The organism is Pantoea sp. Fr+CA_20 (assembly GCF_024520835.1).
GTDB lineage: Bacteria > Pseudomonadota > Gammaproteobacteria > Enterobacterales > Enterobacteriaceae > Pantoea > Pantoea allii.
This window is the reverse complement of sequence record NZ_JALNPN010000003.1, coordinates 309106-322358: the sequence shown is the minus strand read 5'-3', so window position 1 is coordinate 322358 and position 13253 is coordinate 309106. Positions and strand designations below refer to the sequence as shown.

The window sequence follows — 13253 nt, the reverse complement described above, 5'->3', positions numbered from 1 at the left end:
TGTATAAAATGTTGAAAAAGATGCAACAAAATCCCGGCTGGTCGAACCACGATTTTACGCTATTGTGCGGTTTTATCCGCAAATAATGCAAATGATTTCGTAATTATCAGACCATATACATGCCGCCATTAACGTGCAGCGTCTCACCCGTGATGTAGGCTGCTTCGTCAGAGGCTAAGAATGCAACGGCATTAGCAATTTCCTGCGCTTCGCCTAAGCGACCCGCTGGGACCTCCGCCAGAATACCGGAACGTTGATCTTCGTTCAGTGCCCGCGTCATGTCGGTCTCTATGAAGCCCGGAGCCACGACGTTGACGGTAATGCCACGTGACGCGATTTCCCGCGCCAGTGATTTGCTAAAGCCAATCAAACCTGCTTTTGCTGCAGCGTAGTTTGCCTGACCCGCATTGCCCATGGTTCCAACAACAGAACCGATGGTGATGATACGACCCATGCGCTTTTTCATCATGGCACGCATCACCGCCTTAGAAAGACGGAATACCGATGTGAGGTTGGTATCAAGGATATCCTGCCACTCATCGTCTTTCATACGCATCAGTAGATTATCACGCGTAATGCCTGCATTATTGACTAAAATGTCCACTTCGCCAAATTCCGCGCGAATTTTCTCTAAAACACTGTTTACAGAAGCGGCATCCGTCACGTTTAACAGCAGACCTTGTCCTTTATCGCCAAGGTAATCACTGATAGCATCGGCACCACTTTGGCTGGTTGCAGTACCGACCACTTTCGCACCGCGTGCCGCCAGGGTTTCTGCAATCGCACGGCCGATGCCGCGGCTTGCGCCAGTTACCAGCGCTACTTTACCTTCAAAGCTCATGATTTTCCTCTTATTCCTGTGCAAGCGCCGCAGTCAATGACGCAGTATCGTTCACCGCTGCTGCGGACAGGCCGTCTACAATGCGTTTTGTCAGACCGGTAAGGACTTTACCTGGTCCCATTTCAAACAGCTGAGTGACGCCCTGAGCGGCCATGGCCTCGACGCTTTCTGTCCAGCGTACCGGGCTGTAAAGCTGACGAATCAACGCATGACGAATCGCGTCGGCGTCCGTTTCTGCTTTTACATCCACGTTATTAATAACCGGTACCACTGGCGCATTAAAGGTGATGTTTTCCAGCGTCAGCGCCAGTTTATCGGCTGCTGGCTTCATCAGCGCGCAGTGGGAAGGAACACTTACCGGCAACGGGAGCGCACGTTTTGCACCTGCCGCTTTGCAGGCTGCACCCGCGCGTTCAACCGCATCTTTGTTACCGGCGATCACCACCTGACCTGGCGAGTTGAAGTTTACCGGCGAAACGACTTCGCCCTGCGCACTCTCTTCACAGGCTTTTGCAATGGCTGCATCATCAAGACCGATGATCGCCTGCATAGCGCCGGTGCCTTCTGGCACGGCTTCCTGCATCAGTTTACCACGCAGTTCAACCAGCTTGATGGCGTCCGCAAAATCCAGCACGCCTGCGCAGACCAGCGCTGAGTACTCACCCAGGCTATGACCGGCCATCAGGGCTGGCTGTTTGCCACCCTGTTGCTGCCAGACACGGTAGATAGCTACCGAAGCCGCCAGTAGCGCAGGCTGTGTCCGCCAGGTTTTATTTAACGCTTCAGCAGGTCCCTGGCTGACTAACTGCCACAGATCATAACCGAGGACGTCAGAAGCTTCACGGAACGTAGCTTCAACGGCCGGATAAGCAGCCGCCAGTTCCGTTAACATGCCCACGGTCTGTGAGCCCTGACCTGGGAAAACAAAAGCAAATTGCGTCATTTTCAGTTCCTGTCAATCAAAAGCGAACCAGCGCAGAACCCCAGGTGAATCCACCACCAAAGGCTTCCAGCAAAATAAGTTGTCCGGGTTTGATGCGGCCATCGCGCACGGCCTCATCCAGCGCACTCGGCACAGACGCGGCTGACGTATTACCATGACGATCCAGTGTGACCACCACTTTTTCCATGGTCATGCCCAGTTTTTTCGCCGTAGCGCTAATAATACGCAGGTTAGCCTGATGCGGCACCAGCCAGTCCAGGTCTTCACGCGCAATGTTGTTTGCCTGCAACGTCTCATCAACAATGTGCGCTAGCTCTGTTACCGCCACTTTGAAGACTTCGTTGCCCGCCATCGTCAGATAAGCGGGTTGATCCTGATTTGCACGATCCTGATAAGGCAGCGTCAGCAGTTGGGCATAGCGGCCGTCCGCGTGCAGATGGGTTGAAATGATCCCCTGCTCTTTGCTCTGACCCAGTACCACGGCACCCGCACCATCACCAAACAGGATGATCGTACCGCGATCGTCAGGATTGAGCGTACGCGCCAGGACATCCGCACCGATGACTAACGCATGCTTTACCGCACCATTTTTAATATATTGATCGGCCACGCTTAACGCATAGGTAAAGCCAGCACAGGCCGCTGCAAGATCAAACGCTGCACAATCTTTGATGTCGAGCATCTGCTGAATCATGCAGGCAGAGCTTGGGAAGGCATGACTGGAAGACGTGGTTGCGACAATAATCAGCCCCACATCATTGGCGTCGACGCCTGCCATTTCCAGTGCACGCTGTGCAGCCTGATGCCCCATGCTTGCGACAGTCTCATCCGGAGCAGCAATACGGCGCTCACGAATGCCGGTACGGGTAACAATCCACTCGTCCGAGGTCTCCACCATTTTTTCCAGATCGGCATTGGTGCGGATCTGGCTGGGCAAATAACTGCCCGTACCGATAATTTTGGTAAACATCTAGGCTTTGTCACTCCTGGCTAATACAGCGTCCAGACGGGCGGCAATGCGTTCAGGAACCTGCCGCCTCACCGTCTGCTCGGCCTGATTGATCGCCACGGCAAAAGCATGTTGATTTGCTGCGCCATGGCTCTTTATCACTGTCCCGCGTAATCCTAACAGACAAGCGCCATTGTACTGGTCGGGGTTGAGATGCCCGAAGCGCCTGGCCAAACGCTTTTTAATCCAGCGCCCCAGCAACGTCAGCCACCACGACCGCTTTTCACCTTCCCCTGACGACTTGAACAGGGAAAGAAACATTCTTACTACGCCTTCCATGGTCTTCAGTGTGATGTTTCCAGCGAAACCATCACAGACCAGCACATCCGTTTTGCCAGTCAGTAAATCGTTACCTTCGAGATAACCAATGTAGTTAATCTGCGGCAATGCCTTGAGACTTAACGCCGCATCGCGGATGCTTTCAAGCCCTTTGTGCTCTTCATGACCAATATTGAGAAGTGCCACACGGGGATTCGCAATGCCCAGCACTTCTTCCGCCATAACTGAGCCCATCACCGCAAACTGCACCAGCATCGCACTGTCAGAGTCGACATTGGCACCTAAATCTAAAATGACCGTTTTTCCCTTCTGCTGATGGGGTAAAACGGTCATAAGCGCCGGACGTTTAATGCCGTCCAGCGGCTTAAGTAATAGTGTCGCCAACCCCATCAGCGCGCCCGTGTTGCCGCTGCTGACGCAGGCCTGGGCCCGCCCTTCTTTGACCAACTCTAACGCCACTCGCATTGAACTGCCGCGGCTGTTACGGATGGCTTGTGCGGGTCGCGCATCACTTGCAATAACTGATTCGGCAGGCACAACCTGCAGTCGCTCCAGTAAGGAGGAATCCGCTTTGGCAAGCAATGGCGTGAGAATGTCGGGATCTCCGACAAGAAGAAGGATAATTTCCGAATGAGAGGCCAGTGCCTGCAATGCTGCAGGCACCGTCACGCAGGGGCCGAAGTCCCCGCCCATGGCATCGATAGCCAGGGTCAAACGTGCCAAGGTATCGCCTTGCTAAGCAAAGAACTTACTTAACGATAACCTTGCGACCGCGGTAGTAACCATCCGCAGTGATGTGGTGACGCAGATGAGTTTCACCAGAAACTTTATCTACTGACAGAGTGGCAGTGGTCAGAGCATCGTGCGAACGACGCATACCACGCTTAGAACGGGTGGGTTTATTCTGTTGTACGGCCATGGACCTTACTCCTATTACTTACGCTTTAAACTGGCTAATACGGCAAATGGGTTTGGTTTTTCTGCCTCTGCAGGCAACTGACCAAACACCATGTCCGCCTCGGACACTTCACAGTGTTCAGAATCGTGCACCGGAACCACAGGCAGCGCGAGAATAACTTCATCCTCGATAACTGCCAGCAGGTCGATCTCACCAAACTCGTTGACATCAACCGGCTCGTACGCTTCCGGCAACGCCTCGGCCTGCTCGTCAGACGACACAGGACTGAAGCAATAGCTTACGTGTACATGATGTGGAAAAACCTGGTTGCAGCGTTGACACCGCAGCGTAACTTGTACTTCAGCAGTACCCGTCAGTACTGCCAGACGCTGGTTATCAACCGCAAACGACATGACACAATCTACATCACTGTCCACACTAACGACCGACTCAGCGACACGCTCAACCTGTTGAGAGGTATAAACACCTTGATAATCGAGGCGTTTCTGAGCGGTGCGGACTGGGTCCAGCGTTAGGGGTAATTTTACCTTTTGCATAGGGCGCGCATATTAACTTTGTAATCACATAGAGTCAAAGAAAAAGGCCGTTAAACAGCATCTTTCAACCACTATTCGCATCCAGTGCGGCGCACAGTTTAAAATGACTGTCACCAATTCGCTATCAATATTGAAAAAAAATGACAGCATCGATTCTTTTAGCATCAACCTCCCCCTTTCGTCAGGCGCTCCTGGCCCGGCTGGGCTTGCCTTTTACGGTCGCCTCTCCCCAAACAGATGAAACGCCGTTAGAGAATGAACGCGCAGAGGCACTGGTGACGCGACTCGCCATCGCCAAAGCGCAGGCGCTGGCCGGAAGCTACCCCGACCACTGGATTATTGGCTCTGACCAGGTGTGCGTACTGGATGACGTGATAACCGGTAAACCCCATACCGAGGCAAACGCGGAAGCACAGTTGCGTGCCGCCAGCGGTAACCGCGTCATCTTTTACACCGGGCTGGCGTTATATCACCCTGCCAGCCAGCGCTTAATGCACTGCTGCGAACCTTTCACCGTGCATTTCCGGACCTTAACCCAGCAGGAAATTCGTGCGTATATAAAGAAGGAGCAACCGCTGCAGTGCGCGGGCAGTTTTAAAAGCGAAGGACTGGGGATTTGTTTGTTTGACCGCCTGGAGGGACGCGATCCAAATACGCTGGTGGGCTTACCGCTGATTGCGCTGACCGACATGTTGCGCGAAGCAGGCATCAATCCATTAGAGGACTGATGCCCCGTGCGTCAGCTCTTCTGCTGGCGCAGCTTCGTCAGGCAGTGCTGTAACTTATCATCCAGCGGCGCTTCCATGCGCAACGTTTCACCGCTGTTGGGATGAGTAAAGGTCAGCGCGGCCGCGTGCAGGAACAAGCGGTTAAGCCCCGTGGGAGCCAGTTGGCTGTCAAACGCCCGATCGCCATAGCGGTCATCAAACGCAATCGGATGACCGGCATGTAAGGTATGCACACGAATCTGATGGGTGCGCCCGGTAACCGGGCTGGCTTTGACCAGCGTGGCACCGTCAAAGCGCTCTTCCACTTTAAAACGGGTTTCTGAAGGCTTGCCTTCTCCGCTCACCCGCACCATGCGCTCACCGCTTTGTAGAATATTTTTCAGCAGCGGAGCCTGAACCACTTTTAAATGTGAAGGCCAGTTGCCCTGTACCAGCGCCAGATAATCTTTCTGCATGCCCTTCTCGCGCAGCTGTTCGTGCAGCGAGCGCAAGGCTGAACGTTTTTTAGCAACCAGTAAAACACCGGATGTGTCCCGGTCCAGACGGTGCACCAGCTCCAGAAAACGGGCTTCGGGACGCAACGCGCGCAACCCTTCAATCACGCCAAAACTTAGCCCACTGCCGCCGTGTACCGCCGTTCCGGAGGGCTTATTCAATACCAACAGGTGGTCATCTTCAAAGAGGATGGCGTTTGCCAGCGAAGCCACTTTTGCCAGCTTCGGCGACACGGCTTCGTCATCCCGTTCGGCCACGCGCACCGGCGGGATGCGGACCTCATCGCCCTCTTCAAGCTTGTATTCCGGCTTAATGCGTTTCTTGTTAACCCGCACCTCACCTTTACGCACGATGCGATAAATCATGCTTTTTGGCACACCTTTTAAATGGGTGCGCAAAAAGTTATCAATACGCTGTCCGGCATTTTCAGCCGTGATGGCGACAAATTGTACGCCGGGATTCTCTGTTTTCATGGCGGCGATTCTAAATAGTGTCCCCTGATAGCGCCACCCCTTTTTCTGTGCTTAACTCTCTGCATCCCCTCAGAACGGGCAATGTGATTGCTGTGATTTACAGCAGCACTGGCGCACTTTCTGTCGCAGGGTTCTTAAAATGTAAAGAAAATTGATCAGTGAGTTAAAGTCGCCTTGCTATATGAAGGTTAGCAGTGGAATAATGCTTAGGTTTCTTAGCTGAAGATTCAGAGAAGAAAACAGCGAAATTAGTTATTTTGTCGGATTGAGCAGACACGCAGCAATGGCGTAAGACGTAATGCGAAATCAGACAGTTAGCGGGCTGCGGGTTGCGGCCTGGACATGAGATGGAGTGCTCGGGTTTACTGAATTATCTCTCGCATTTCCACTATCTGGTGCTGTTGTTCCTTATGAAAAACAGGCCACCGACGTTATTTGCGCCCCTCGCGCGGTCGATAACCGTGAGGTTGACGACATTGCACTAAGTCACGGGGCCATCGGTTGATACTCGTCCAGGGTAACTATGCCCGCAGCTTTAATCACTCATGAAAGAATAACGAGTACGTCACGATGAAAAGAATGTTAATTAACGCAACTCAGCAGGAGGAGTTGCGCGTTGCCCTGGTTGATGGTCAACGTCTGTACGATCTGGATATCGAAAGCCCAGGACACGAACAGAAAAAAGCCAACATCTACAAAGGTAAAATTACCCGTATCGAACCCAGCCTTGAAGCGGCCTTCGTCGATTACGGTGCAGAACGTCACGGTTTCCTCCCCCTGAAAGAAATTTCCCGCGAATACTTCCCTGCTCACTACAACTCTCACGGTCGTCCGAATATTAAAGACGTGCTGCGTGAAGGTCAGGAAGTGATTGTTCAGATCGATAAAGAGGAACGCGGCAACAAAGGCGCGGCCCTCACTACCTTTATCTCTCTGGCCGGTAGCTACCTGGTATTGATGCCAAACAACCCGCGTGCGGGTGGGATTTCACGTCGGATTGAAGGTGATGACCGTACCGAGCTGAAAGAAGCCTTGTCGGCACTGGAACTCCCGGATGGCATGGGGCTGATTGTTCGTACCGCTGGCGTCGGCAAATCTGCAGAATCCCTGCAGTGGGACCTCAGTTTCCGCCTGAAGCACTGGGAAGCCATCAAAAAAGCCGCTGACAGCCGCGCTGCGCCTTTCCTGATTCATCAGGAAAGCAACGTGATCGTGCGCGCGTTCCGCGATTATTTACGTCAGGATATCGGTGAGATTCTTATCGATAACCCGAAAGTGCTGGAGCTGGCTCGTCAGCATATCGCTGCCCTGGGTCGTCCGGACTTTACCAGCAAGATCAAACTTTACACCGGTGAGATCCCGCTGTTCAGCCATTATCAAATCGAATCGCAAATTGAATCCGCTTTCCAGCGCGAAGTCCGCTTGCCTTCCGGTGGGTCGATCGTTATCGACAGTACCGAAGCGCTGACTGCCATCGATATCAACTCCGCACGTGCGACTCGCGGCGGTGATATTGAGGAAACCGCCTTTAATACCAATCTTGAAGCCGCCGATGAGATTGCCCGTCAGTTGCGTCTGCGCGATCTCGGCGGTCTGATCGTTATCGACTTTATTGATATGACGCCCGTTCGTCACCAGCGCGCGGTTGAAAACCGTCTGCGTGAAGCCGTGCGTCAGGATCGCGCTCGTATTCAAATCAGCCATATTTCACGTTTTGGCCTGCTGGAAATGTCCCGCCAGCGTCTCAGCCCATCGCTGGGCGAGTCCAGCCATCACGTCTGTCCGCGCTGTAGCGGCACCGGCACCATTCGTGATAACGAATCCCTGTCATTGTCTATTCTGCGCCTGATTGAAGAAGAAGCGCTGAAGGATAACACCAAGGAAGTGCATGCCATTGTGCCGGTTCCGGTTGCCTCTTATCTGCTGAACGAAAAACGTGAAGCAGTGAATGCTATCGAGAAACGTCAGGGCGGCGTGCGTGCGGTCATCGTTCCTGACGACAGGATGGAAACGCCGCACTACTCCGTTTTACGCGTGCGTAAAGGTGAGGAAACCCAGACGCTGAGCTACCACCTGCCGAAGCTGCATGAAGCTGAGATGGCGATGCCATCAGAAGAGGAACATGCCGAACGTCGCCGTCCGGAGCAACCTGCGCTGGCAGCGTTTGTGATGCCTGATGCGCCGCCGGCACCTGCGGAAGCCTCTCCGGATGCGGTTACCGCTGCTCCAGCGTCGGTTGCTGAGACCGCCCCTGCTGCTACAGCAGCGCCTGCCAGTGCGGGCCTGGTAAGCCGTTTGTTAGGTGGATTGAAAAAACTGTTTGCTGGCGAACCTGCCCCAGCTGCTGCCGAGCCTGTTGCTGAGGTTTCTGAACCGCAGAAAGCCAGCGAAGAGGAAAATGGCAATCAGCGTGGCGATCGTCGTAACAACCGCCGCAACAACAATCGCCGCGAGCGTACGCCACGTAATGGCGACAGCACGCAGCAGCGTGAATCCCGTGATAACCGCGAATCTCGTGACAACCGTGACGCTCGTGATAACCGCGAGCCTCGCGACAGCCGCGAACCGCGTGAAGACAATCGCCGCAACAAGCGTCAGACACAGCCGAATGAAGCGCGTGACGATCGTCCGGTACTGAGCGACGAAGCCCGTCAGCAACGTGATGAGCAGCAGCAACAGCGCCGCGAACAGCGTGCTGAACGTCAGCGTCGCCGTCAGGAAGAAAAACGCGCCCAGCAGGATGTCAGCACCACGGTTGAAGAAGCCGTTGAGGTTGTAGCCCCGGTCGCTGTGGATGCGCAGGAAGATGAGCGCGTGCAGGTGATGCCACGCCGCAAACCACGTCAACTGACGCAGAAAATCCGCGTTGGCGAAAACACTGACCAGCCTCAGGTGGCAGCTATTGAGTCAGCAGAACCTGCTGAAGCTCGTCAGGTTCAGCCTGTTGTTGAAACCTCGCAGGTTGAGGAGACGGAGGAACATGACGGTCGCGATAATGCCAATATGCCGCGCCGTTCACGCCGTTCGCCTCGTCATCTGCGTGTCAGTGGTCAGCGTCGCCGTCGTTACCGTGATGAGCGTTACCCGACGCAGTCCGCCATGCCGTTAGAAGCCGCCTCGGCTTCTCCTGAAATGGCCTCGGGCAAAGTCTGGGTTCGTTATCCGGTCGCGCAAACCAATGAAGAGCAAACCCTTCAGGACACAGCGAAAACGACGCCAGATTACCACCGCGAAGAAACGGCACCAGCCATTGCACTGCCTGTCGTGACTGATGAAGCCCCTGCTTCCCAGGCTGCACCGGTGCAAATTGCTGAACCGCAGGCTGAAACCCCGGTTACTCTGGTGAATACTGATGATACCCACGCGATTGATGCGCCGGTGAATCATGAACCCGCGGTAATTCCAGCGGCCGTTGAAGCCCGCGCTGAAGAAATTGCGCAACAGGCACAGCCTGCTGACGTTGCCGAAGAACCTGAGGTTAACGCACCAACCGCAGTAGCATCCGCCGCAGTAGAAACGGCGCAATCTGCAACGGCAGAACATGCCGGCACCGACGTGAGCGCAGCGACCGAAGCCCAGGTGGAAGAGGTCTTAAACGCGCCTGTCGCCGCTGAGGAAACCCTCACTCCGGTTAGCGAACCTCATGCGCCGGTTGCCGCACGCGATGTTCCTGTAGAGGCGGTTAACGCCAATGTCGAAACGCGCTGGAAGCATTTTGCCTCTGCGCCGATGACTAAGGCACCTGCACCTGCATGGCAACCCGAGCCTGCGCCTCAGAGTGACTGGCAGCGTCCTTCTTTCCAGTTTGATGGCAGAGGATCGGCGGGCGGCCATAGCGCCACCCATCAGGCCACTGCACCTGCTACCAAGCCGTAAGGCCAGGTAACGGTATCGACAAACCCGGCTCCGGCCGGGTTTTTTATTGCCTGTTGTCTGCTGTATTGCGAAGAGAAAGCCACTTTTGTGCCCTGGCGACTGCATGTGGAAACTCCGGGCTTTGTCGCCAGACAGTCAAACCCTCTGCCAGCCTTCGTAGCCGTCCATTGCCTGCCCCCTGCTAGCGGTCTGACCTCTTCATCGTCGGCGAGCCAGCTTTCCCCCTTATCCCACCACCAGCGTGTCGTTATACCGGGCAGAGGATTTAGCTTCAGCCCTGACTGATGCGCCGCCGGACGCATCAATACCGACCTCCGTGAAAGGGAGAATATTCAGGCAAAAAAAATCCCACCATCCCTAATTGGGAAGGTGGGAAAAACTAAGCGCACCCGGTTAAAGTACGCCCAAATTTCGTTTTATGAATTTAACTGAAACAGTGACATCTGAGACATATCGGTAAAGGTCTTGTAAGAAGCCTGCAGCGCCTGCTGTTGCATGGTGTAGCTGGAGATCGCCTGGGTGTAATCAACGTCCACCAGGCTGCTCATCTGGGAATCATAAATTACCTTGCGATCGTCCCCCTGCGCATTCAACGTATCTAACTCTTTCAGCTGGGTACCGATCTCGGAACGGACGCTGAGCACGTTGTTAAGTGAGTTGCTCAGGCCACGGCTGGTTTTATCCATTGCCGCAGAAAACGTGGCTTTCGTCGCATCGTCAGCGCCGTTTTGCGGCACTTTCAGCGCACTGATGGCGCTGTCCAGCATGTTAAACACGTTCGTTTCACTGGTACCGCCGTTAGGCTCTTTCACCGCATTGCTGGTAATCGACATCACGATGCTGTTGCCGGTATGACCGATGGTCATCGTACGGTCAGTGTCCACTTTCTGGGTAATCGCATCGGTTCCGCCCTGATAAGTGACGCCGCCCGCACCATCCACAAACGGTGGGCTATCCGTTTTGTAACCTGCAAAGATATAACGTCCGTTGGCATCTTTGCTGTTTACCTGATTGAGTAACTGCGCACGAACCCCTTCCAGCTGCGTGGCATAAGAAGCACGGTCGTCGTCGCTTAAGGAACCATTAGCGGAGGCCACAATCATCGACTGCGCGCTCATGATGCTGTTCGTGACGCCATTAAGGGTGTTTTCTTCCAGCGATAATCCCTGGTCGGCAAAGGTTCGCGCGACAGAATACTGGCTTGCCTGCGCCTGCGTTTGCGACAGCACGACCGCACGAGACGCGGCAATCGGGTCGTCTGAAGGATTAGACACTCTGAGTCCGGTGGAAAGCTGTTTTCCCGCATTTAACCAAGAGGACTGCGCATCGCTAACGCCGCGAACCTGCTGGTCAAAAATCATATTTGTACTGAGTCGCATGATGTCCTCTGCTTTTAGTTGATGCTAAGCAGGGCGTCAAAAACGGTGCTGGCCGTTTTTAAAACCTGCGCATTCGCCATGTAATATTGTTGGTATTTCGTCAGGTTCGCGTACTCTTCATCCAGGTTCACGCCAGAAACAGACTGCTGACGGTTGGTTAGCTGCGTCACCACATTTTGCTGCGTCGTGCTGGTGGTTTTGAGTGCCTGGGTTTTGTTGCCGATGGTACTCACCATCGCGCCGTAAGCCTGGGAAATCGTCGCGTTGCCGTTAACGACTTTGGCATCCTGCAATGCCAGCAGCTTTTGTGCATTGCGGTTATCACTCTCACCGCCGGTCGCCGCCGCAGCGGCGATTTGTGATCCGCTGGTAATAGCAACCGACATGCCGTTAACCACGTTCTGAACCGGTTTCACCAGGAAACTGTCTTTGGCGTTTGGCGTGCCGTTGACCGTCAGGCTCATCCCATCCAGGTTAAGCGTCGTAGCGCCGCCCGAGGTAGTGGGTGTGAGCGTGGTTTTGGTGTTATCTGACAAACGTGTCGCTGACCAGTTTGTCCCGTCATAGCTGACGGTATAGTTTGATGCCTGCAGGGCACTGGTGTTAGTCCACGCTGCCGTCAGGGTGGCAGAAGAGGTATTTTTGCTGTTCCCCTGCACCGTAGGACTGCCGATATTAAAGAAGTCGACGCCCTGATTACCGTTGCTGTCGAAGCCTTGCTTGTGCACGGTGTTAAAACTGGTCGTAAAGGCAGCCGCTAACTGGCCCAGTTGGTTTTGTGCCAGGTCCAGATCCTGCGAACGGAAGCTCAGCATACCGCCCAGCGAACCCGTGGTCAGAGACGATTCCGGAATCTCCACGTTGCCAGCCTGAGGGTCGACATAACCGACTGTGGTGCGCGTCAGGTCACTGCTGGACGGCATGGCCACCAGCTTGGTGGACTGAAAACCATTCACCAGTGACGTGCCGTTCGCCATCGAAACCGTATAGCTGCCGTCTTGCTGTGACACTGTCACACCAACGATATTATTCAGGCCGTTCACTAACTGATCGCGCTGATCAAGCAAATCATTCGGTGTTGCACCGTTAGCCGTGCTTAGTTTGGCAATTTGCTGGTTAAGATTCGAGATCTGCGTGGTGAAGGTATTAATCTGATCGACGTTAGAGGCAATATTGGTGTTCACGCTGTTTTGCATGTTGGTCAGGTACTGCGCCTGAGTCTGGAACTGGTTAACCAGCCCCTGCGAGTTGCTGAGCATCGACTGGCGTGCCGCCGGATCGTTGGCGTTACTGACCACGTTTTGCATGTTGCTGAAGAAGCCCTGAATCGCCGTCGACAGGTTAGTGGTCGACGTCGACATCAGATCATCAATATTAGATACCTGCGAATACTGGGTATTCGCCGCATTATAGTTGGCCGACGATCCGCGCAGCTGAGCGGCGATAAAACCGTCATATTCACGCTGAACACCGGTGACGTTAACACCATTGCCGTAATAGCTTTTCCCCTGCAGGGTACTGTTTGCTTCGGCCAGAATGGTGGTCTGACGCGAGTAGCCCGCGACAGTGTAATTACTGATATTGTTACTGGTCGTGCTTAAGGCGGCCTGTGCGGCACTGAGCCCGCTCATTGCGGAGTTAATTATGCTGGACATCTCGGTTCCTTACATTCCCCCGTTGAACGGGTGGCTGTCATCAGTGTGGTCGCCAACGTACGCTGGCGCGCCTGGCTCTTGTTGTTATTATCGGCATGCTTAAGTGAAACTTGAGGCCGA

General features: G+C 54.2%; 11 protein-coding genes. 2 read left to right on the top strand and 9 right to left on the bottom strand.

The genetic code is table 11. The features are described 5' to 3' along the window. Positions 1-106 precede the first annotated feature (106 nt). From fabG to yceD, 6 genes are read right to left on the bottom strand one after another with little or no spacing between them, the layout of a single operon-like run. Positions 107-841, bottom strand: a complete 735-nt coding sequence (gene fabG / locus NR177_RS06380) for a 3-oxoacyl-ACP reductase FabG (protein WP_014593428.1) — start codon at positions 839-841, stop codon at positions 107-109. Positions 842-851: 10 nt separating this feature from the next. After that, positions 852-1784: an ACP S-malonyltransferase gene (fabD, locus tag NR177_RS06375; protein WP_256852483.1), complete on the bottom strand. Its 933-nt coding sequence runs from the start codon at positions 1782-1784 to the stop codon at positions 852-854. Positions 1785-1800: 16 nt separating this feature from the next. Further along, a complete protein-coding gene (locus tag NR177_RS06370) occupies positions 1801-2754 on the bottom strand; it encodes a beta-ketoacyl-ACP synthase III (protein WP_145394791.1) in 954 nt (317 codons plus the stop codon). Beyond that, entirely contained in the window at positions 2755-3795 is a 1041-nt protein-coding gene (plsX, locus tag NR177_RS06365) for a phosphate acyltransferase PlsX (protein ID WP_063879077.1), read from the bottom strand. Positions 3796-3820: 25 nt separating this feature from the next. After that, on the bottom strand, positions 3821-3991 hold the full coding sequence (rpmF, locus tag NR177_RS06360; RefSeq protein WP_013025362.1) for a 50S ribosomal protein L32: 171 nt from the start codon (positions 3989-3991) through the stop codon (positions 3821-3823). Positions 3992-4005: 14 nt separating this feature from the next. Beyond that, positions 4006-4527, bottom strand: a complete 522-nt coding sequence (gene yceD, locus NR177_RS06355; RefSeq protein ID WP_063879076.1) for a 23S rRNA accumulation protein YceD — start codon at positions 4525-4527, stop codon at positions 4006-4008. 140 nt (positions 4528-4667) lie between these two features. On the opposite strand from yceD, the gene NR177_RS06350 reads away from it, so the two are divergent. Next, the gene (locus NR177_RS06350) at positions 4668-5255 is read left to right on the top strand and encodes a nucleoside triphosphate pyrophosphatase (RefSeq protein ID WP_241536771.1); all 588 of its coding nucleotides are present in this window, start codon (positions 4668-4670) and stop codon (positions 5253-5255) included. 11 nt (positions 5256-5266) lie between these two features. Here NR177_RS06350 and rluC read toward each other — a convergent pair whose 3' ends face one another. Continuing rightward, positions 5267-6223, bottom strand: a complete 957-nt coding sequence (gene rluC / locus NR177_RS06345) for a 23S rRNA pseudouridine(955/2504/2580) synthase RluC (protein ID WP_063879074.1) — start codon at positions 6221-6223, stop codon at positions 5267-5269. 570 nt (positions 6224-6793) lie between these two features. Here rluC and rne point away from each other — a divergent pair. Continuing rightward, positions 6794-10099 carry a ribonuclease E gene (gene rne / locus NR177_RS06340; protein ID WP_256852482.1) on the top strand — a complete coding sequence of 1102 codons (3306 nt, stop codon included), beginning with the start codon at positions 6794-6796 and terminating at the stop codon, positions 10097-10099. Positions 10100-10515: 416 nt separating this feature from the next. On the opposite strand, the gene flgL is transcribed toward rne, so the two are convergent. Next, entirely contained in the window at positions 10516-11478 is a 963-nt protein-coding gene (flgL, locus tag NR177_RS06335; protein WP_063879072.1) for a flagellar hook-associated protein FlgL, read from the bottom strand. A gap of 14 nt (positions 11479-11492) precedes the next feature. Continuing rightward, a complete protein-coding gene (gene flgK / locus NR177_RS06330; protein WP_256852481.1) occupies positions 11493-13133 on the bottom strand; it encodes a flagellar hook-associated protein FlgK in 1641 nt (546 codons plus the stop codon). Positions 13134-13253 lie beyond the last annotated feature (120 nt).

Bases quoted from the DNA above. Each gene is read 5' to 3' on its own strand.
- fabG (WP_014593428.1), bottom strand. From the start codon at position 841: ATGAGCTTTGAAGGTAAAGTAGCGCTGGTAACTGGCGCAAGCCGCGGC.
- fabD (WP_256852483.1), bottom strand. From the start codon at position 1,784: ATGACGCAATTTGCTTTTGTTTTCCCAGGTCAGGGCTCACAGACCGTG.
- NR177_RS06370 (WP_145394791.1), bottom strand. From the start codon at position 2,754: ATGTTTACCAAAATTATCGGTACGGGCAGTTATTTGCCCAGCCAGATC.
- rpmF (WP_013025362.1), bottom strand. From the start codon at position 3,991: ATGGCCGTACAACAGAATAAACCCACCCGTTCTAAGCGTGGTATGCGT.
- yceD (WP_063879076.1), bottom strand. From the start codon at position 4,527: ATGCAAAAGGTAAAATTACCCCTAACGCTGGACCCAGTCCGCACCGCT.
- NR177_RS06350 (WP_241536771.1), top strand. From the start codon at position 4,668: ATGACAGCATCGATTCTTTTAGCATCAACCTCCCCCTTTCGTCAGGCG.
- rluC (WP_063879074.1), bottom strand. From the start codon at position 6,223: ATGAAAACAGAGAATCCCGGCGTACAATTTGTCGCCATCACGGCTGAA.
- rne (WP_256852482.1), top strand. From the start codon at position 6,794: ATGAAAAGAATGTTAATTAACGCAACTCAGCAGGAGGAGTTGCGCGTT.
- flgL (WP_063879072.1), bottom strand. From the start codon at position 11,478: ATGCGACTCAGTACAAATATGATTTTTGACCAGCAGGTTCGCGGCGTT.
- flgK (WP_256852481.1), bottom strand. From the start codon at position 13,133: ATGTCCAGCATAATTAACTCCGCAATGAGCGGGCTCAGTGCCGCACAG.